At 43.4% G+C, this 20217-nt stretch carries 22 protein-coding genes; all 22 read right to left on the reverse strand.

Translation table 11 applies throughout. The annotated features are described in order from the left end of the window. Positions 1 to 2: 2 nt before the first annotated feature. Positions 3 to 542, reverse strand: coding sequence for a ReoY family proteolytic degradation factor (locus tag CW370_RS06510; protein WP_015251820.1), 540 nt, complete (start codon positions 540 to 542; stop codon positions 3 to 5). A 71-nt stretch (positions 543 to 613) separates the two neighbouring features. Continuing rightward, a complete protein-coding gene (locus CW370_RS06515) occupies positions 614 to 1885 on the reverse strand; it encodes a tetratricopeptide repeat protein (protein WP_024573468.1) in 1272 nt (423 codons plus the stop codon). A 334-nt stretch (positions 1886 to 2219) separates the two neighbouring features. Then, the gene (aroA, locus tag CW370_RS06520; RefSeq protein ID WP_015251819.1) at positions 2220 to 3506 is read right to left on the reverse strand and encodes a 3-phosphoshikimate 1-carboxyvinyltransferase; all 1287 of its coding nucleotides are present in this window, start codon (positions 3504 to 3506) and stop codon (positions 2220 to 2222) included. Between the two features lie 10 nt (positions 3507 to 3516). Then, positions 3517 to 4632 carry a prephenate dehydrogenase gene (locus CW370_RS06525; RefSeq protein WP_014480118.1) on the reverse strand — a complete coding sequence of 372 codons (1116 nt, stop codon included), beginning with the start codon at positions 4630 to 4632 and terminating at the stop codon, positions 3517 to 3519. Between the two features lie 48 nt (positions 4633 to 4680). After that, positions 4681 to 5763, reverse strand: a complete 1083-nt coding sequence (gene hisC, locus CW370_RS06530) for a histidinol-phosphate transaminase (protein WP_029946590.1) — start codon at positions 5761 to 5763, stop codon at positions 4681 to 4683. 10 nt (positions 5764 to 5773) lie between these two features. Beyond that, entirely contained in the window at positions 5774 to 6577 is an 804-nt protein-coding gene (gene trpA, locus CW370_RS06535; protein WP_024573433.1) for a tryptophan synthase subunit alpha, read from the reverse strand. Beyond that, positions 6570 to 7772 (reverse strand): tryptophan synthase subunit beta, encoded by a 1203-nt coding sequence (trpB, locus tag CW370_RS06540; RefSeq protein ID WP_024573432.1) that lies wholly within the window; start codon positions 7770 to 7772, stop codon positions 6570 to 6572. Before trpB ends, trpA begins: the two co-directional genes overlap by 8 nt. After that, a complete protein-coding gene (locus tag CW370_RS06545; RefSeq protein WP_024573431.1) occupies positions 7753 to 8400 on the reverse strand; it encodes a phosphoribosylanthranilate isomerase in 648 nt (215 codons plus the stop codon). Before CW370_RS06545 ends, trpB begins: the two co-directional genes overlap by 20 nt. 4 nt (positions 8401 to 8404) lie before the next feature. Beyond that, the gene (gene trpC / locus CW370_RS06550) at positions 8405 to 9157 is read right to left on the reverse strand and encodes an indole-3-glycerol phosphate synthase TrpC (RefSeq protein WP_003230601.1); all 753 of its coding nucleotides are present in this window, start codon (positions 9155 to 9157) and stop codon (positions 8405 to 8407) included. Continuing rightward, positions 9150 to 10166 (reverse strand): anthranilate phosphoribosyltransferase, encoded by a 1017-nt coding sequence (gene trpD, locus CW370_RS06555; protein WP_024573430.1) that lies wholly within the window; start codon positions 10164 to 10166, stop codon positions 9150 to 9152. The genes trpC and trpD overlap by 8 nt, the downstream gene beginning before the upstream one ends. Beyond that, entirely contained in the window at positions 10138 to 11685 is a 1548-nt protein-coding gene (trpE, locus tag CW370_RS06560; protein WP_029946591.1) for an anthranilate synthase component I, read from the reverse strand. The genes trpD and trpE overlap by 29 nt, the downstream gene beginning before the upstream one ends. A 216-nt stretch (positions 11686 to 11901) precedes the next feature. Beyond that, positions 11902 to 12285 carry a chorismate mutase gene (gene aroH / locus CW370_RS06565; protein ID WP_004398675.1) on the reverse strand — a complete coding sequence of 128 codons (384 nt, stop codon included), beginning with the start codon at positions 12283 to 12285 and terminating at the stop codon, positions 11902 to 11904. Continuing rightward, the gene (gene aroB, locus CW370_RS06570; protein WP_024573048.1) at positions 12282 to 13370 is read right to left on the reverse strand and encodes a 3-dehydroquinate synthase; all 1089 of its coding nucleotides are present in this window, start codon (positions 13368 to 13370) and stop codon (positions 12282 to 12284) included. The genes aroH and aroB overlap by 4 nt, the downstream gene beginning before the upstream one ends. After that, on the reverse strand, positions 13370 to 14542 hold the full coding sequence (aroC, locus tag CW370_RS06575; protein ID WP_004398727.1) for a chorismate synthase: 1173 nt from the start codon (positions 14540 to 14542) through the stop codon (positions 13370 to 13372). The genes aroB and aroC overlap by 1 nt, the downstream gene beginning before the upstream one ends. Positions 14543 to 14616: 74 nt before the next feature. Further along, complete coding sequence (gene cheR / locus CW370_RS06580; RefSeq protein ID WP_014477188.1) at positions 14617 to 15387, reverse strand: protein-glutamate O-methyltransferase CheR; 771 nt, start codon at positions 15385 to 15387, stop codon at positions 14617 to 14619. Positions 15388 to 15623: 236 nt separating this feature from the next. Then, positions 15624 to 16073 carry a nucleoside-diphosphate kinase gene (gene ndk, locus CW370_RS06585; RefSeq protein WP_010886554.1) on the reverse strand — a complete coding sequence of 150 codons (450 nt, stop codon included), beginning with the start codon at positions 16071 to 16073 and terminating at the stop codon, positions 15624 to 15626. Positions 16074 to 16188: 115 nt separating this feature from the next. Continuing rightward, positions 16189 to 17151, reverse strand: coding sequence for a heptaprenyl diphosphate synthase component II (gene hepT / locus CW370_RS06590; protein WP_024572573.1), 963 nt, complete (start codon positions 17149 to 17151; stop codon positions 16189 to 16191). Positions 17152 to 17176: 25 nt separating this feature from the next. Next, positions 17177 to 17878 (reverse strand): demethylmenaquinone methyltransferase, encoded by a 702-nt coding sequence (gene menG / locus CW370_RS06595; RefSeq protein ID WP_003230580.1) that lies wholly within the window; start codon positions 17876 to 17878, stop codon positions 17177 to 17179. 6 nt (positions 17879 to 17884) lie between these two features. Continuing rightward, on the reverse strand, positions 17885 to 18640 hold the full coding sequence (gene hepS, locus CW370_RS06600) for a heptaprenyl diphosphate synthase component 1 (protein ID WP_024572572.1): 756 nt from the start codon (positions 18638 to 18640) through the stop codon (positions 17885 to 17887). A gap of 163 nt (positions 18641 to 18803) precedes the next feature. Further along, a complete protein-coding gene (gene mtrB, locus CW370_RS06605; protein WP_003230576.1) occupies positions 18804 to 19031 on the reverse strand; it encodes a trp RNA-binding attenuation protein MtrB in 228 nt (75 codons plus the stop codon). A gap of 21 nt (positions 19032 to 19052) precedes the next feature. Then, a complete protein-coding gene (folE, locus tag CW370_RS06610) occupies positions 19053 to 19625 on the reverse strand; it encodes a GTP cyclohydrolase I FolE (protein ID WP_003225516.1) in 573 nt (190 codons plus the stop codon). A gap of 187 nt (positions 19626 to 19812) precedes the next feature. Further along, entirely contained in the window at positions 19813 to 20091 is a 279-nt protein-coding gene (gene hbs, locus CW370_RS06615) for a non-specific DNA-binding protein Hbs (protein ID WP_003153447.1), read from the reverse strand. Positions 20092 to 20217: the final 126 nt, after the last annotated feature.

Genomic DNA, 20217 nt, shown 5'->3' on the forward strand with positions numbered 1-20217 from the left:
TATTATGTGAGCTGATTTAATTGGCGCGATAATTGTTCAAATGCCTCTTTATCATGACGATCTAACGCCTCGTCAATGTCTTTTAATAATTTTTCTCTTTGGAATGTGGAAATAGCGTGCTCTAAAATCTGTTCCGCCAATCCCTGATCTTTTTTATTCTCAAAAAGGTTTTTCGGAATATGCGGGTTGGACTCCAGCACCGCCGCATATTCAGGTGAGCTGTAAGCCGAACGGAAATTAAGCTGGATAAACAAATCCTGCTGTTTATTTAATCTAATATCATGAAAAGATTTTTCCGCGTCGGTAGTCATGACATTCTCTTTATAGAACCGGAACGGAACTTCTTCAACACAATGTGTTGACATTATAATGCCTCTCGGGCAAAATTCAGCCTGCTCCACAAAATGAACCTTCTCCATGAGAGAATCATGGCTCATTAAGTAGTTCAAGATCCAAACGCACTCTCGGCGCTTTAACTGATAATGGTTTAAAAACCAACGGATAAAATCTTTTTTCTCATTGACAGAAACAGGGGTCTGCATGTAATTCCCTCCTCTATCGTTCGTATAATCTATATACTTATATGTTCCACATGAATGGTTAATATTCCTGCTTATCTAGAAAATTCATCCTCGATTCGCAAAATCGTTTCTTCCAGCTCTTCATTGGCTCCGTCCATTTCAAGAACCTTTTTCAAAAGCGGCAGCGCTTCTTTTTGAAGGCCTTCTTCTAATAGGAAGCTTGCGTATTCATATAAGAAATCTCTATCCTCCCGGTAATGAAGATAGGCAGCCTCAAAGGATTGTTTTGCTTCCTCGTATTGCTCTAATTCAGTATATGCGCTTGCAAGATACCAATTGTATTTCGGATCTTCTTCACCGTAGCTTCGAACCTCTTGAATAAGATCAATGATCTGATCATAATCCTCTTCTTTGTGATACACGGCAAGAAGTGTATGAAGCGCCTCGACAAAGCCCGGATCAAGCGCAAGCGCCTCCTGAAGCAGCTTTTTTCCCTCTTCTGACTTCCCGATTTTTAAGGCCATTTTGGCGGCATAAAGGAAAAGTTCTTTGTTATATTCATCATATCTGATACCCTCTTTTGCCGTTTTTAATGCCTCTTCATACATTTCTTCAGCTTCATAGCTTTTCGAGAGCGGCATATAAAGTGAAGTATAAGATGGATCAAGCTCCTTTAAATCAGACAGCTGCTTAATAGCTGTTTTCACAAGCCCCGCCTGTAAGGCTGTAAAACCATAGCCGAAAATCGTATTAGGATCAGGATTCTCATCGACAGCTTTCTCGTACCATGGAATGGCATCCTCAAATTCACCTGAGGCACTTAACGATTCTGCCAGTCTTTGATGGACATTAACGCCTCCGATCTCCCCCTGCTCCTCAGCCGTTGTTTTAAAATATTGAACCGCTTTTGCATAGGCTCCCTGAGCAAAGTAAAGTTCTCCCAGTGCAAAATCAATAACAGGTTCATTGTCCAGAATGGACTTTGCTTGTAAAAGCTTTTGTTCACTGACTTCGAATAACCCCTGCATCTGATAAAGATCCGCCATAAGCAGCAAACTTTCTGGATATGATGGATCTGTTTCCGGAATAGTCTCCAGCACAGCGAGGGCTTTTTCTTCTTCGTCAATATCTATTAAAAGTTCAGCGTAGAAATTCGTCAGTTCTGTTTCATTTGGATATAAATCATGTAGATCACTAATCAGTGAAATTGCTTTTTCTACATCGCCCCACTCGTAATAAAGCTGGGCTGCAATGGCTTTATCTTCATCATGCAGCTGTTTTTCAGCCTTCGAGAGCGTGTTGAGGCCTTTTTCTGTTTCACCTGCTTCAACTAATTTTATGGCTTCTTGAATCAATGTATTCAAATCGGACCGGTCCTTTCTTTTCCTATACAACATCAACCATACAAAAAAGCTTTATTTGTTCGGGTTAATCTTATCATAATTCAGACGAATGCCCCCGGCAAATAAGATGCTTCTGTACGGAAGGGAATTATTGAGTCTTATTAGTTTACCAAAAGATCTTGAGATAGAAAATGAAAAAAGGAAGATCGCCCTCTGTACAGTAAAGCAGCTCTTTGACCTGCCGGCTTGTAAGTAAAGCACATCCCCCCTTTTCGTTTTTCTATCCCCTCTATAAGACAAGCTATGTTTTTTTGCCTCAAATTATGATCTGCATAAAAAATCCTGAAGTAAAACTTCAGGATTTTTTCGAAAGCTTATTTAAATGCTCGAAGAAGGTTGGATAAGAAACGTGAATGGCATCCGTGTGCTCGATTTCAATCGGCTCCTCCGTTATACAGGAAGCAATACCAAGCATCATTCCGATTCGATGATCTCCGTGGCTGGACACTGCAGCGCCGCCTTTCAACGTTTGTTTGCCATAAACCTTCATTCCATCTGCTGTCGGTTCAATTTCAGCACCCAGCTTGCGAAGCTCAGAAACAACAGTATCAATACGGTTTGTTTCTTTCACTTTTAGCTCTGCCGCGTCCTTAATAACGGTAGTTCCTTCCGCCTGAGTCGCAAGAAGCGCGATGATAGGGATCTCATCAATTAAACGCGGAATGATATCTCCTCCGATTTCAACTGCTTTTAGAGATGACGTTTCTATAATCAAATCTCCATAAGGCTCTGCACCGCTATCAGCAGATGGTTTGATTTCAAGTTTTGCCCCCATGTTTTGAAGGACATCAATAATACCTGTCCGAGTCGGATTTAAACCTACGTTTTTCAATACAATTCTGCTGTTTGGAACCATCGCGCCAGCAGCAAGGAAAAACGCGGCTGAAGAAATGTCTCCAGGAACAAAAATATCAGCAGCTGTCAGTTTCTGGCCACCAGCAATGGAAACACTCGTTTGATCTTCAGAAAGCTTAACGCCAAAAGCAGAAAGCATCCGCTCAGTGTGGTCCCGAGATTTATGGGGCTCTGTGACAGTTGTTGTGCCCTCAGCCTGTAATCCGGCCAGCAAAACAGCAGATTTAATTTGCGCGCTTGCAACAGGTGATACATATTCAATGCCTTTTAATGAAGCGCCGCTCACCGACAGCGGTGTAAATTCTCCGCCGGCTCTGCCGTCGATTTTAGCCCCCATTTTTTTTAAAGGCTCAGTCACACGCTTCATTGGGCGCTTCGCAATGCTCTCATCTCCGGCTACCGCGCTGTAAAAAGGACGGCCCGCTAATATTCCAAGCATCAGGCGAATGGTTGTACCTGAATTTCCGACATCTAAAAGGCTTTCTGGCTCTTTCAGGGCATCGATTCCTTTTCCGTGAATCACGACATCGCTGCCGCTTTGCTCAATGTGAACACCCATTTTTCTAAAGCAATCGATCGTGCTCAGACAATCTGCTCCCGGCAGAAAGTTTTTAACTGTTGTTGTGCCTGCCGCTAGCGCGCCAAACATAACAGAGCGGTGAGAAATGGATTTATCACCGGGAATATGTATTTCTCCATGTAAGGTCTGCACCTTTTCTCGTTTCATTTTTTCCACCTCAATCAGCATAAAAAGTTTCATATTCCGCCCGGGCTTCAATGCATTGTTCTGCCCTTTTGCGGTCGTCATCAGACTGAAAACTGATCCTTAAAATCCCGTTAATATCTTCTCGTGTTTCGATAATGCGGATATTCGTGATACTGATGCGCTCCGCAGCTAAGATCGCTGTTATCTCGGATATTACACCTGGATGATCGGGCACATCAACGTATAGATCATAAAATGCAGGTATCGCTCCCTTCTGCCGAAGCGGCAGCCCGTCGCGATAATCCTTGGCGGTTTTAAAATAACGAAATAGATTTTCCGCATCTTCTTGTTCTACATATGTACGGATCTTGTCAATTTCACGAATCCACTCATCAAAACGGTCTAAGATTTTATCTTTATTATGTAATAAAATATCCCGCCACATTGCCGGGCTGCTTGATGCAATCCTTGTAATATCTCTGAACCCGCCGGCAGCAAAACGTTTAACAAGCGGATACAGGTTTTCCGAATGATGGGTTTGGTGAACAAGACTAGCTGCTACAATATGCGGAAAATGACTGATTACACTTGTAACACCATCATGCTCCTCTGGCGACATTTCCACAAAATGGGCATTCGTCCCCTTCAGCAGGTTTTTTAACTGTTCCACAGCTTGTTTGTCCGTTTTCTGGCCTGGCGTTAAAATATAAAATGCATTTTCAAACAGGAACTCCTTCGCAGCGGCCACTCCTGATTTATGTGAACCCGCCATCGGATGCCCTCCGACAAACTGATAGCGGCTAGGCAGCACTTGATCAGCGTAATCAACCACTTTTTGCTTTGTGCTTCCTACATCCGTAATCAAAAGCTCATGTTCAATTCCTGAATGAGCCAGCTCTTCAAGCATAACCAGTGTTTGTTCGACAGGTGTCGCAATGATTACTGTAGCTGCCTCTTTCGCACCGCTAATAAACGAATCAGCACGATCGTCTATCACACCTAATTTTAATGCCGCTACCGCCTGTTCATCAGAGATGTCGATTCCGATAATCCGTTTGCCGGGATGATTTTTTTTGATCGCTAGGGCAATCGAACCGCCTATCAATCCGAGACCGGCGAGCAATATTGTATCTTTCATTTGATTCATACGTCATCACCTGGTTTATAGACTAAAGAGGTGATATTTGATCACCTCTTATAAAATTTCAGCTAAAATTGCAAGTATTTCTTCATTTTGCTCTTTTGTTCCGATCGTAATCCGGAGTGATGTCGGGAAACCTAATGCATTTCCTGACCGGACGATATAGCCTTTTTCCAGCAGAGCCTGAAACAGTTCATCAGCAGGACGTTTAAAGTCAATTAACACAAAATTTGTCTGTGAAGGGTAGCACTTTAAACCATGAGTTTTCGCAAAATCATAATACTGCTGAAGGCCTGCATTATTTTGCTCGATACAGGAAGCAATAAACGCTTGATCATCAAGAGCGGCAATCGCCGCAGCCTGGCCCAGACGGCTCGTATTAAACGGCTCTCTCGCCGGCTCAATCTGGCGAATCAGGTTCTCGTCAGCAATTCCGTATCCGACTCTGAGCGCTGCCAGACCGTATGCCTTTGAAAATGTGCGCAAAATCATCAAATTGGAATACTTGCTTAAGAGCGGCACGGTTTCCGGGTAATCCTCTGCTGTTACATATTCATAATATGCTTCGTCAAGAACAACAAGGACACGTGAAGGAACGCGCTCCAGAAATGCGAGTAATTCTCCTTCAGATGTATAAGTGCCAGTCGGATTATTCGGGCTGCATATCCAAACGACTTGTGTCTGTTCGTCGATGGCTTCTAACATGGCGTCTAAATCATGTGAGCCGTCGGGACGAAGTGCAATTTCACGTACTTCAGCACCTTCAATGACCGCATTATGTTTATATTGCGGAAAAGTGGGGGCAGCAGTAACCGTGTTTGTTTTATCGTTTAAAAATGCCCGGCAGATGATCTGTATGATTTCATCAGAACCGTTGCCGAAAATAAGTGATGTTTCGCTGACATTGAGGTGCTTACTGAGCCTTGTCCGCAAAGCGGCGCTATACCCGTCCGGGTAAAGGGCAAGCTGTTGAATCTCATGATGAAGCGCCTCTTTTGCAGCCTCTGAACAGCCGTAAGGATTCTCGTTTGAAGCAAGCTTCACCACTTTATCCAAGCCATATTCTGATTTCACTGCTTCAATCGGCTTTCCAGGCTGATAAGGCTTCAGCTGTTTTAAATGTTCTTTGATACGCAAATCAGTCACCTCATTTTAAACTGTACAAGCCGCTAAACGCCATTGCATAATCCTCAAACTCCTGCAGCGCCTGATTTCTCGTTTCAGCGCTGATGAGCCGGTCCTTTAATTCTTCTATTTTTCTGACGAGCGCACTTCCCACTACGACACCGTCACTAATTTCATTCATCTTTATGACCTGTTCACGGTTTGATATACCGAACCCTACAGCAACCGGAACAGTGCTGAGATTCTTCACAGTCCGAATGAACGGGTACACGGATGAATTGAACTCATTGCGGACACCGGTCACACCCAGAGAAGATACACAGTAGACGAACCCCTCGGCTTGTTCAATAATGGTTTTCAAACGGCTTTCGCTTGTCGGCGCAACCAAAGAAATATACGTCACCTCATGGCTTTTACATTCCTCTTGAAGGCTGTTGCTTTCTTCTAATGGCAGATCCGGAACAAGCAGACCGTCAATATGATTTTCCCGCAGTAAAGCGAAAAAGTATTCTTTGTTCAATTGTAACACAGGATTATAATACGTAAAGAGGATAATCGGAATATTCACTCCGTTTTTTTTCATTTCTCCGCCTAATTCGATTGCCTTTACGATATTCATTCCTTGATCAAGTGCCCGCTTTGAAGCCCGCTGGATCACCGGACCGTCTGCAAGCGGGTCAGAGTATGCAACACCAAGCTCCAATGCTGTGGCGCCTGCTTTTTGGAGTGACTTCGCCAGATCAATCGAAACCTCAGGAACTGGATCGCCCGCCGTAATAAACGGGATAAACAATTTTTCTGATGGTTGAAGATTCAATTTAAACATGGGCTTTCACCTCTTTTTCCAATACATTCATTAATGTGTTGACATCCTTGTCTCCCCGTCCTGATAAACAGACGAGAATGAGTTGACCGCGATCCATTCCTTTGGCGAGTTTGAATGCTTTCGCTAACGCATGGGCAGATTCGATTGCCGGCAAAATCCCCTCTTTTTCTGACAAAAGCTTTAATGCATCCACCGCTTCTTCATCAGTGATACTGTCATAAGTGACACGGCCGCTCTTATGCAAGTATGCGTGCTCCGGACCGATTCCAGGATAGTCGAGACCGGCTGAAATAGAGTAGGGCTCAATAATTTGCCCGAACTCATCCTGAATGAGATAAGTCAATGAACCGTGAATAACCCCTACGGTTCCTTTCGAAATAGTGGCGGCATGAAGAGGCGTATCAATTCCTTTTCCTGCTGCTTCAGCGCCGATCAGTTCAACATCTTCATTTAAAAATGCCTGAAACATCCCCATCGCATTGCTTCCTCCGCCTACACATGCCACTACTTTATCAGGCAGAGTGCCTTCAATACGTTTCAACTGATCCTTCGCTTCCTCTCCGATCATTTTTTGAAATTCACGGACCACTTGCGGATAAGGATGCGGGCCGACAACTGATCCAATCATATAAAAGTGATCCTCACAATGCTGAACCCAGTACCGGATCGCCTCATTTGTGGCATCCTTCAATGTTCCGTTTCCGCTTGTTACAGGCACTACCTCCGCTCCAAGAAGCTTCATGCGGAAAACGTTCAGAGACTGGCGGGCAACATCCTCTTCACCCATAAACACTGTACAGGAAAAGCCGAATTTGGCTGCAACTGTTGCAGCGGCTACGCCATGCTGGCCGGCACCGGTTTCAGCAATGATTTTCGTTTTGCCCATTTTTTTAGCAAGCAGCGCTTGACCTAGCGCATTATTGATTTTATGAGAACCTGTATGGTTTAAATCTTCTCGTTTCAAATAGATTTTCGCGCCGCCTAAGTATTCAGTGACTCGATCAGCGTATGTTAATGCAGTCGGCCGTCCGGAATAGTCCTTTAACAGCTTATAATACTCTTCACGAAAAGCGGGATCATCCTTGATTTGTTTAAATACTGTTTCTATTTCATCTAACGGCTGCATGAGTGTTTCCGGAACAAACTTTCCTCCAAAATCACCGTATCTGCCTATTTCATTCGGATATGGATACATATCGATTCATCCTTTCTTCTAAAAGCCTCATCAGATTCTGATCTTTTTGTCCGTTTTTTTCAATTCCGCTGGCAAGGTCAATTCCTTCTGGCTGCCATTTCAATAGGCCTGTGATGCTATCCGGATTCACGCCGCCAGCGATAAAGCAGCGTTTACCAATAGCCGCCTGCTGATATTCCGGCACACATTCCCAAGAAAATGCAACACCAGTTCCGCCTCTAGACCCTTTTACAGATGAATCAATCACAAAGCCGTCAACATTATCTTTAAAGCGGGCTATTTCTTGAGTTGTGTTATCCTGATGGTGAAGCGCCTTCCATATTTCACAGCCAGTCAGCTTGCGAAGAGCATCAGCATCCGTCGGTTTTTCATCACCGTGAAGCTGAATGACGTCGAGCTTCAAGCTCTTGGCAATACGTGACATCGTCTCTATTGATTCATTAACAAAAACACCTGCAACCTGTTTTTCGACACGAACTTGGTTCAGCCATTTTTTCACATTTTCCGGAGATACTTTTCGTTTGCTTTCAGCAAAAATAAATCCTAGGTAATCAGCCTGTGATTCCGCCGCAAGCTGCAAATCCTTTAGTGACCGAATACCGCAATATTTTAATGCCGGTTTCTTCACAACCTCACTCCCTAAACAAAGCATGGATTGCTTTACGCTGAGAAGTTTGTCTCATCAATGATTCACCGATAAGTACAGCTCGCGCCCCATGTTCATTGACAAATGTTAAATGTTCTAAAGAACCGATTCCGCTTTCGCTGACAAGCAAGGATTCTTTCGGAACGAGAGATGCGATTTGTTCTGTCTGCTTTACAGATGTTTCAAACGTTTTTAGGTTTCGATTATTTACGCCGAGAATGTCGGGTGTGAACACTTTCAATATTTGTTCTAGCGTTGATGCATCATGAACCTCCACTAACACGTCCATCCCCTTTTCACCTGCTTCAAGATATAATTCATGAAGGTGTAAGGGATCAAGCACCTCGCCGATTAACAATATGGCATCCGCTCCGATTCTTCTTGATTCCTCTACTTGAAGAGAATCAATAATAAAATCTTTTCTAAGTACAGGAATCGAAACAGCACGCTTTACGTCTGATAAATAGCTGTTTTCCCCTTGAAAAAACGGGGTGTCTGTTAAAACGGAAATCGCATCTGCCTTCGCAGCTTCATAGTCTTTTGCAATCTGAACAGGCACAAAATCCTCTTTAATAAGCCCTTTTGACGGCGATGCTTTCTTCACTTCGGCAATCAACCCGATAAACCGATTCGGGCTTGCCAGCGCCTCCTTAAATGAACGTTTCTCGAAAGGCTGCTCTACCGGCAAAACCAGTGTTTTCACTTCTTCTTTCTTTTGTTTGATGATTTTTTCAAGCATAGATCTCTTCCTCTTTCTGCTTTAGTCGTTCAAGCTGCGCGGCAGCGCCTCCGCTTGTAATCGTCTCTAACGCCAGCTCCGTTCCTTCCTTCAGTGAGGCGGTAATTCCCGCCGTGTAAATCGCAGCTCCCGCATTAAAAGCCGTAATAGATAAAGCGGAACTGCTGCTTTTATTTTCAAAAATATTCTGAATGAGATAGGCGCTCTCTTTCGGTGACTGCACCTGTAAATCTTCAAGTCTGCCATTTGTGAAACCGAAATCTTCAGGTGAAACGGTATATTCCCGGCGCTCTCCGTCCTTTAATTCAATCACGTCGGTCGGTGCTGTAATTGAAAGCTCATCTAAACCGTCACGGCTTGATACAAACATAACGTGCTTCGGCTGAAACGTCTCCAGTGCGCTTGCCATCAGTCCAGCTTTTTCAACAGAATAGACCCCAATCACCTGACGCTTCGCCTGTAAAGGATTGCTGAGCGGCCCAAGCAGATTAAATACCGTTCTGAAACCTAGCTCTTTTCTAGTACCTGCTACATGTTTCATAGACGAATAGTAAAGCGGCGCAAAAAGAAATCCCATGTTGTTTGTTTCAATGCTGCTTTTGACCTTTTCGGGAGTGGTTTGAATAGAAACCTCTAGCTCCTCTAAAACATCAGCGCTTCCGCTTTTAGAAGAGACAGAGCGATTGCCATGCTTAGCGATTTTCGCGCCAGCTGCCGAGGCAACAATTGCCGAGGCCGTTGAGATATTAAAAGTGGAAATACCGTCTCCCCCTGTTCCGCATGTATCAACAATATCAGGAAGTCCATCGACTGTAAGAGCGTGTGCCCGCATGGCCTTCACAAAACCCGCAAGCTCTTCTGGCGTCTCTCCCCGATGAGCAAGAATAGACAATATACCACCCATTTCCGAAGGAGTCATTTCCTCTGCCATCATCATATTCATCAGCGTTTCAGCCTCACCGGCAGTAAGGGTTTTTCCGTCAACGCACAATTGTAGAAATCTGTTCATCAGCTTTATCCTCCTTGCTATGAAACATGTCTTCTGCAATATGAATCGTTTTCAGCAGCGCACCGGCTTTATTACAGCTTTCTTCGTATTCGGCTTCCGGAACAGAATCAGCAACAATGCCAGCACCTGCCTGTATCGATGCAACGCCGTTCTTTACACTCATCGTGCGAATCGTAATACAAGAGTCGATATTCCCGTCAAACCCAATGTAGGCAATACATCCTCCGTATGTCTCTCTCGGTGTTGGCTCGAGCTCTTGCAAAAGCTGCATGGCACGGATTTTGGGTGCGCCTGTTAAAGTCCCCGCCGGGAAAGCAGACATCAGTGCATCGACAGGATGAACCCCTTTTTTCAATCGGCCTGTAACCACCGAGATAATGTGCATGACATGTGAAAAGGAAACAATTTTTGTGAACTCCGGCACAGAAACTGAACCATACTCTGCTACTCTGCCGATATCGTTTCGGGCAAGATCAACGAGCATGTAATGCTCCGCTTTTTCTTTTTCATCCTTCATGAGCTCAACCTTCAGTCTCTCATCTTCAGCTTTGTCTGCACCGCGTTTTCTCGTACCGGCAATCGGATGGATTTCTAAGTGCCCGTCTTGAACGTGTATTAACCGTTCCGGAGAGCTGCCGACTATTTCTCTGTCTAGCAGTTTCATATAATACATATACGGCGAAGGATTGACGATCCTAAGCACTCGGTATAACTCAAAAGCATCTGCTTTTATCGGCACCTCAAATTTTTGTGATAAAACACCCTGGAAGATATCGCCTGCTTTTATATAGCTTTTGATTTTTTCTACATCAGCCATAAAAGCCGATTTTTCATAATTAGAAGATACTGTCTCAAAGCTGGGTGTCTTGTATGAATCAGCAGAGAGAAACAGCTCTTTTATGTTTTTTTGGTCCATCATTTTTTCGATGAGATTTTGGAGCTCCAGATGATTTTGATGGAATACATCCATTTTTTCGTTTTCTGTTTCCTCTCCAGTGAGCCTTGCATATTGGATAAAGTGGACGTTTTTGGTTTCATGATCATACGCAATTAATGTCCGGCAAACAAACAGCATGCACTTTTCCATGTCTGTTTCTTTTGTATGCGAAGGAACAGAAGGCTCAATCAGCGGGATCATATCATAGCTTAAGTACCCGACAGCTCCGCCGACAAAAGGAATGCCAAGCTGAGGTGTTTTGATTTTGTATGTGGTATTCATCCAGTTCAGCACTTCTTTTAGTTCATTTCCTGTGTAAAGAGAGTTGCTGTCCTGATCAGCGGCCGAAAAACGGCCCTGCTCTTCTTTAATTGTGAGAAATGGATTCAGGCCGATAAACGAATATCTTGACCAAGTGGATGTATCGTCCTTGCTTTCAAGAAGATACGTAATCTCCCTGTCAAGCTTCTCTATCATTTGAATGGGTGTCAGTGTATCGACTGTGAAGGTCTCCACAATCGGTATCGTGTGGTGGGACAAGCTGTCCTCTAAAAATGCGGAAATGTTTGATTGGAAATTCATTGCTCTCACTCCTTATGGCAAGGAGAATGAGAAGATGGCATGAGAGGATAAAATACTATATAACAAATAAACCCAAAAGAAAGACTTCTTTTGGGTAGAATAAACATACATGTCTCAGCTCAACTAAACTCATTCTCTGCTACCCTATTCTCTAACTCAACTCATTCTAATCGCTTTATACACACTCTTGTGTATTTCTAAGCTATTCTTATCGTATTACAATTCAGTATTTTTTGTCAATGATAAATCGGGCCTCAATACGACGGCTTTTTCTAAATATACATGTCTGATCTGATCCTGAGGGACATCTGTCTGGACCGTCATCATGACTCTTATGCACTTTTTCAGACCGCCCGTTACGTCCATTTCCTGCATACATGTTACCGGTACATACTGCCATCCTGAAAGCTCGCGAACAGCTTTTGCCGGGAAAACAGCGTGCAAGTCAGGTGTAGCCGAAAGAAGCATTTGAACAACATCTTCCGGTTTTGTATGATTTTCTTCTATGATTTTCTCTAACAGCTGTTTTGTTTTTTGTAAAATTTCTTCTTCAGTATCCCGTTCAACTGTAGTTGCTCCGCGAATTCCGCGAATCATCATGATGTCTCCTCCAATCGCCATTTGTTCAGCCAGCTCTCAAGTTCATTTCTGGAAAATGTATGATCAGCAACTTTCCCTAATTCGTTGAGCACAATAAACTGAATCTTCCCGCCACGGGTTTTCTTATCATTCATCATACGGTCCAAGAGAACCGAAGTTTCCGTCTCTTTTCTGATTTGACTTGGATAACCCAGGCTTTTTAGCCAGCTGACCAAACGTTTTCTGTCCATTTCACAGCCTACAGTCTTTTCGCTTATATATAAAGCAAACTGCATTCCGAGGGCTACGGCATCACCGTGAGTGATCTGCCCGTATCCATATTCCGCCTCAACGGCATGACCGAGCGTATGCCCAAAGTTTAAGTAAGCTCTTATCCCCTCTTCTTTTTCATCCTGCTGAACGACAGACGCTTTAATTGAAATGCCTTTAAAAATCATGTCATTCAGCTGATCATTAGTGATATCACGCAGTGAGTGGATATTCAGCAGCTCCTCCAGAAACGCTCTGTCATAGATAAAAGCGTGTTTAATCACTTCTGCCATTCCGGACCTAAGCTCTTTTTCAGGCAGAGAACGCAGGAAATCTGTATCATAGAGCACGGCTTTCGGCTGATAAAACGCACCGATTAGATTTTTTCCAAGCGGATGGTTCACGGCTACTTTTCCTCCGACTGCGCTGTCATGCGCCAAGAGCGTCGTAGGCATTTGGATGAAATCAATGCCGCGCATAAAAGTGGCAGCCACAAAACCGGCAAGATCCCCTACAACACCGCCACCGAATGCGATGATGCATGAGGAGCGATCCATATGAAAACGAATCGCTGCACTCTGCAATTTTGTGTACATGTCCATGGATTTTGCCTGCTCTCCACTCGGTACCGTCACTTTTTTCACAGGCCATTTATCTTGCAGCAAATGAAGCATTTCATCACCATACAGGCGGTCTACTTCTTCATCCGTGACAAGCATAATCCTTGTTAAAGGCCTGTTTAAAGAGGTTAATAGTTCGCAAGCCTTTTTTCTGATACCTTGTCCGATAAAAACAGGATATGACGAGGAAGCAGTTTGAACATGCAGTGTCTTCATTAAAATTCCCTCGACAGTTTTCTCATATTCTCCACATTTTCTCTAATGCGGTCAATTTGATCTAATCCGAATTGTTCAACGACTGCGTTCGCAATTTCCCAAGCGACAGCGGCTTCAGCGACTACACTTGCCGCAGGAACAGCACAGCTGTCTGAACGTTCTATGCTGGCGGAAAACGGTTCTTTCGTTTCAATATCGACACTTTTCAGCGGTTTATACAAAGTCGGAATCGGCTTCATGACTCCGCGGACAACGATTGGCATTCCTGTCGTCATGCCGCCTTCCAGTCCTCCAAGTCTGTTAGTAGCACGGGTGTATCCTTTTTCCTCGTCCCAAATGATCTCGTCATGGACTTCGCTTCCATTTCGCCCTGCTGCCTCAAATCCGATGCCGAATTCCACACCTTTAAATGCGTTAATTGACAGAACAGCGGCAGCAAGCTTGCTATCCAGCTTGCGGTCATAATGGACATAGCTGCCCACGCCTACCGGCATTCCCTCGACAATGACTTCTACTATTCCGCCGATGGAATCTCCGTTTGCCTTTGCTTCATCAATGGCAGCCATCATTTTTTTGCCTGCCTCTTCATCGTAGCATCTGACAGGAGACTCTTCCGTTACGCGCTGCAGGTCTTCAATTGACGTATATTCTGTTTTTTCAGCTTTAACAGCGCCAATTTGCAACACGTGGCCCGCCACCTTAATGCCAAGCTCAGAAAGAATCTTTTTAGCTACAGCCCCTGCCGCCACTCTGACAGTTGTTTCCCTTGCTGAAGAACGCTCAAGCACATTTCTCATATCACGATGATTATATTTAATTGCACCGTTTAAGTCAGCGTGCCCAGGTCTCGGTCTGGAAATCTGGCGCTTCATTTCCTTTTCTTCATCTTCTGTAATTGGAGCGGCGCCCATGATTTTTGTCCAATGCTTCCAATCGTTATTTTCAACTACGAGAGCAATTGGTGAACCGAGTGTACGTGCATGGCGCACCCCGCTCATAATTTTGGCCTGGTCTTTTTCGATCTGCATGCGGCGGCCGCGGCCGTGTCCTTTTTGGCGTCTGGCAAGCTCAAAATTGATATCTTCCTCCGTTATGTAAAGCCCGGCAGGTACACCCTCAATAATGGTTGTCAGTTGGGGGCCGTGTGATTCTCCGGCTGTTAAATATCTCATGACTTCTTCTCCCTTCATCGCATTAACGCTTTTAAGTAAGACTACTATAACATATTTTTCAGCAAAAAGTCAGTCTATCTTTTTTGATAAAAGAATGTATCGGCTGGGACTAGGCCAAATTTCTCGGGATTGAAGATTTGCTCGGTGCTGCCGACAAAAAGAACTCCATTCTTCTTCAAGCTATGTGCCATTTTTAAATACAGCTCTTCCTTCGCGCTTTCTGTAAAATAAATAAATACATTGCGGCACACGATTAAGTCAAAGTCTTGTTCATAACGATCCGCCAGCAAATTGTGCTTTTTGAATGTAATATTCTTTTTGATTTCCGGTTTTACTTCATAACTTCTATTTGCGTTTTGCGTAAAATAACGATCTTTCACAGATAGCGGCACTTCCTGTAAAGACCGCTCCTGATAAACGCCTTTTTTCGCTTTTTCCAATGCTTTTTCATCAATATCCGTCGCCAAAATCTGATAGCCCGGAAGACCTTTTTGCTGGTCCAAAAGCATGGCAAGCGTGTATGGCTCCTCCCCCGTTGAGCAGGCGGCACTCCAAATCTTTAAAGGCCTAGAGGTCTTGATTAACGGCAGAATTGCAGTCTCAAGAACTTCCCACCTTTTATAATTACGATAAAATTCTGAAACATTGATCGTCATTCTGTCCAATGTTTCATTTAAGAGAGCTTGATCCTTTTCCAATGCCGCCGCAAAGTCCTTAAAGCTTTGGAAACCCTTTTTCTCATAAAGTGACGTTAGCCTTCTCTTCATTTGTGCTTCTTTATATAGTGTCAAATCGACTCCGGTTAATTGTTTCCATTTCGTTGTAAATACGCTGTATGTATCCATCTCTACTCTCCCAGTCTCGCTGTCTTTTTGTCCTAGTATAGCTTGTTTTATCAGGAAATTGTATTGTTTCAATAAAAAAATCAGCTTTTCAGCTGATTTTAGATCGTTGGGAAAGGCAGAGGTCTGATGCACACTGCCATTCAACCCTTTATTCACTTTAATGTAAACCTTTACAAAACAGATCAAAAACCGGCGGCGTTATATGATGCCGGCTCTGTTACTTATTTTCACAATGATTAATAGATCCAGCCTGCCATAAGCTGCTGATATGATACTAATTCTTCATTCTTAAAGAAAATGTTAATCTCGCGTTCTGCACTTTCGAGAGAATCAGAGCCGTGGATGATGTTTTTTCCGACAAACATGCCATAATCCCCACGAATCGTACCAGGTAAAGCTTCTTTAGGGTTTGTTTTCCCGATCAGCTGTCTCGTCACTTCAATGACATTTTCGCCTTCCCACACCATTGCGAATACAGGTCCTGAAGTAATAAACTCAACGAGCTCTCCGAAGAAAGGCTTTCCTTGATGTTCGGCGTAGTGTTTCTCAGCCATTTGTTCAGTCACTCTCATTAACTTGGCGCCAGCTAATTGTAAGCCCTTACGTTCGAATCTAGATAAAATGTCCCCAATGAGCTGACGTTGGACACCGTCTGGTTTCACCATGATAAAAGTCTTTTCCATCATATTCTCCACCCCATCATTATGTATGTATAGGCTTTCACACTGCACACCGAAATCGTAACATCTTTCTGATAATTAATCAATCCGGGGCGGAGAAATTTCTTAATATCTACAAAAATTAAAATTTTCTTTTACCGATATATTTTGCGATGGTTGCAAGAGACGAGCGTGCGCGCCCTCGTGGAAGCGTGTTTAATTTCTGAAAAGCTTTCTGCAGATACATTTCGCTTACTGCCATAGATGCTTCAATTGCATCTGTTTTTTTGATTTCTTCAATGATTGGTTCAAGCTGCTCCTGCGTTGTCTCACTGTTAATCAATTTAAGCTGGTTTTTTAATGCAGGATTTTTCAGGGCATACAGCACTGGCAATGTGACGTTTCCTTGAAGCAAATCTCCTCCAACGGGTTTACCCAGCTCTTCTTCAGTTGAAGTAAAATCAAGAATATCATCAATAATCTGATAAGACATGCCGACGTAATACCCAAACCAGTACAATGCCTTATGAATCTTCTCATCAGCTCCAGACGCAATGGCACCAAGCTGGCAGCTGACCGCGATCAAGAGAGCCGTTTTTCTTTTGATACGCCGGAGATACGTTCTGAGATTTTGTTCCATGTTGTATTTGTCTTTGATCTGCTCAATTTCCCCTAGACAAACTTCAACGATCGTCTGTGACAAAATCCTATGGGCTTTCGGTTCGTTAATTCTCGTCATCATTTCAAGAGATCCCGCAAGCATATAATCGCCTGTGTACATCGCAATACGATTGTCCCACTTTGCTTTGATTGTCGGTTTTCCTCGGCGAAGCTCCGCATCATCAATGACATCATCATGAACCAAAGATGCCATGTGAATCATTTCCAGAGTGACGGCGACATATTTAATCTTATTAATATCGTAATCGCCAAACATGCCGGAAAGCAGCACGAAAACAGGACGAATACGTTTCCCTCCGGCCTGCAGCAGGTGAAGACCTGCCTCGCTTAAAAGCGGGTAATCGGAACGTACGGTTTGTTCAAGTTCTCTTTCGATTACATCAATATCGTCATTTAAAAAAGAGTAGGCCATTTTAAATTTCATATCATTCACCCAAACATCTGTGTTTTCATTTCCATCCGATATGCGTGGCAGCGACTCCGCCAGTAAACGAATGATATTTAACATTTTTCAGGCCCGCCTCTTCAAACAGGCCTGCCAGTTCCTTCATTCCAGGGAAATCTCTGGCTGATTCTTGAAGCCAAGAATATTCTTTATAGCTCTTCGCAAACAGTTTCCCGAAAAACGGCATAATATACTTAAAGTACATAAAGTAAGCCTGTCTAAATCCGAACATTTCCGGCTGGGACGTTTCCAGACATACCACCTGCCCGCCCGGCTTCACTACACGTCTCATCTCTTTCAGTACAGTCAAGTAATCAGGGACATTGCGGAGTCCGAAGCCAATGGTGACATAATCAAATGTATCATCATCAAAAGGAAGCTCCATCGCATTTCCGTGCAGCAGTTCAATTTGGCTGAATCCGCCGTCTTTTACTTTCTGCTCGCCGACACTCAGCATATTTTCACTGAAATCCAAGCCCTTGATCTCGCCGCTTTTGCCAGCCGCTTTTGCAAGAGCGATCGTCCAGTCAGCCGTTCCGCAGCAGACATCAAGTGCTTTTGCGCCTTCTTTTACATTCATGATGCGCATCGTTTTGTCGCGCCATTTTTTATGCTGCTGAAAACTGATGACAGAGTTCATTTGGTCATAGTTTTTATATATTTTTTCAAATACTCCGTGTACGCGCTGTTCTTTTGAGTCCTGCATAATGGTTTACCCTTCTTCCACTTTCTGATGATAGGTTTGATCTTGGCTGATTGTCTTCAGACGGTTTATTAAAATGTTCTGAATAGGTGAATTTAGAGGCAGAAGTGACTCAATGCTGTTTTTCGCTTTTTTAAAACAATCTTCTAATATCTCTTCTTTTGTTTTTCCCAGCTGTATAAAACTGCCGATCACATCCAGAAATGCATCATTTCCGTTCATAAGCCGCTTAAATACAAAAAAATCAGTCGACAGCTTTTTCCAGCACGGAAGGTTGAAGTGTTCCGCCACACGATGGAATAAAGCTGATTCAACGATGCCGACACTTTCGAAAAAATCGTTTTCGTCCTTGAAAGAACGGTCATATAGACGAATTTTATGTTCGTTGATTTCTTTAATGGCTGTAGCAAGCGTCCGAATCATGTAGATATCCTTCATTTCAGATAGTAAAGAGTAGTACAGCCCGCTGAAATAATCGCCCGCGAGAACAGTCAATTGGCGGTTTTTGTTTTCGTCTCGTTTTATGACTCTAGCTGTCGTCACTTCATCATGGGTATCAAGGGCGCTTTGTACAAGCATCGCTGTTACAATATAATTTTCTCTGTCGTTGTTTTTTATGTCAGCTTCTTCAAATAAAGCATGAAAAAGAAGAAGCTTATCCTCATCAATTTTCGGCGCAGAAATATGCTTCGCTAAATAAGGATGAGACAGCTTTTGTTTTAATTTCGTGTTCAGATTGGCTAAAGTTCCGTAGATGTCTTGCAAAAATATCACCCTTGTCCCCAAATTCACATTTATTTCTTAATCTATGTATGAGTTTTATCTTTTCATTCGCTTACGCAGGTATCATTATAGCATAAAAAAAAGAAATTGGCTGTATCCTCCCGCTGTTTGCGAGCATTTGCTTTTAACAGCGGGGACAGCCAGCTTATTTTTTTTCGCTTTTCATTTCTCCGTACGCGGTTTGAATCAGTGCCTCTCCTCTGACTTTAATGGCAGAAGTATGCTCTGTAAACTGAGCGATGATCACTTCTCCCTTGTCGAGTTTTTCGGAATGGTGAAACTTTGTGTCTGTTCCTCTTGTCAGGCCGATCACATTCACTCCGTCCTCAACGGCTTTAATGACGACAAAATCACTTGAATGCTTTTGGTTCATTTATAGCACCCTCTATCTTTATTAGTCCTGGCGTTTAATATGTTCCAATACTTCTGCACGGGCAGCGGCATCATCTTTAAAAACGCCTCTGACTGCTGAAGTCACAGTTTTCGCACCCGGTTTTCTTACACCGCGCATCGTCATGCACATGTGTTCCGCTTCAACCACTACCATTACGCCATGCGGATCAAGCGTTTCTACGATGCTTTCTGCAATTGTAGAAGTGATGCGTTCCTGAAGCTGCGGGCGCTTTGCAACGGCTTCAACGGCACGTGCCAGTTTGCTGAGTCCTGTGACCTTTCCGCCTCGCGGGATATATGCAACATGTGCTTTTCCATAAAAGGGAACAAGGTGATGCTCACACATAGAATGAAACGCGATATCTTTTACAAGAACAAGCTCCTCATGGTTTTCACCGAAGATAGTCTGGAAATGTTCTTTTGGATCTTCATTCAAGCCGGAGAATACTTCGGCATACATCTTTGCGACTCTTTTCGGAGTATCAAGAAGCCCTTCTCTATTCGGGTCTTCTCCGATCGCTTCTAAAATTTGACGAACAGCTTGTTCGATTTGCTCTTTATTAACTTCTTTCATGTTCTATGTCCTCCACCAATGAATACATTTAATTTCGATTCTAGCACATATGCCCCGCTAAAAGCAAAGTGAATGCCCTGTCAGGAAGCCTATGCTCTTGAAATATGAAAAGCCCCTTAGAAAGGGGCTTTTCTGTGAAGAAATAAAGTGTATGTAAGCTAGATGCATACACGATCTATATTCACAATTATTTTCCGGCAACAGCGTCTTTAAGCGCTTTACCTGGTTTGAAAGCAGGTACTTTGCTTGCTGGAATTTCGATTTCTTCACCTGTTTGAGGGTTGCGTCCTTTACGTGCAGAACGTTCACGCACCTCGAAGTTACCAAAACCGATCAGTTGGATTTTATCACCGTTTTTAAGTGCATCTAAGATCGTATCAAAAACAGAGTCAACTGCTTTTGTAGCGTCTTTTTTAGACAATTCGCTTGCTTCTGCAACCGCATTGATAAGTTCTGTTTTGTTCATGCCTTTCACCTCCTCCCAAAAGGATACATTCAGTTCGTTTATTATCATTTCTTCACAGTTCAGTCTGATTCTAAACCTGTCTCAGAAAAAAATGAGAACAAGTAAGAGAAAGACAATTAAACGGCT

This window comes from Bacillus sp. SN32 (assembly GCF_002837495.1).
GTDB lineage: Bacteria > Bacillota > Bacilli > Bacillales > Bacillaceae > Bacillus > Bacillus subtilis.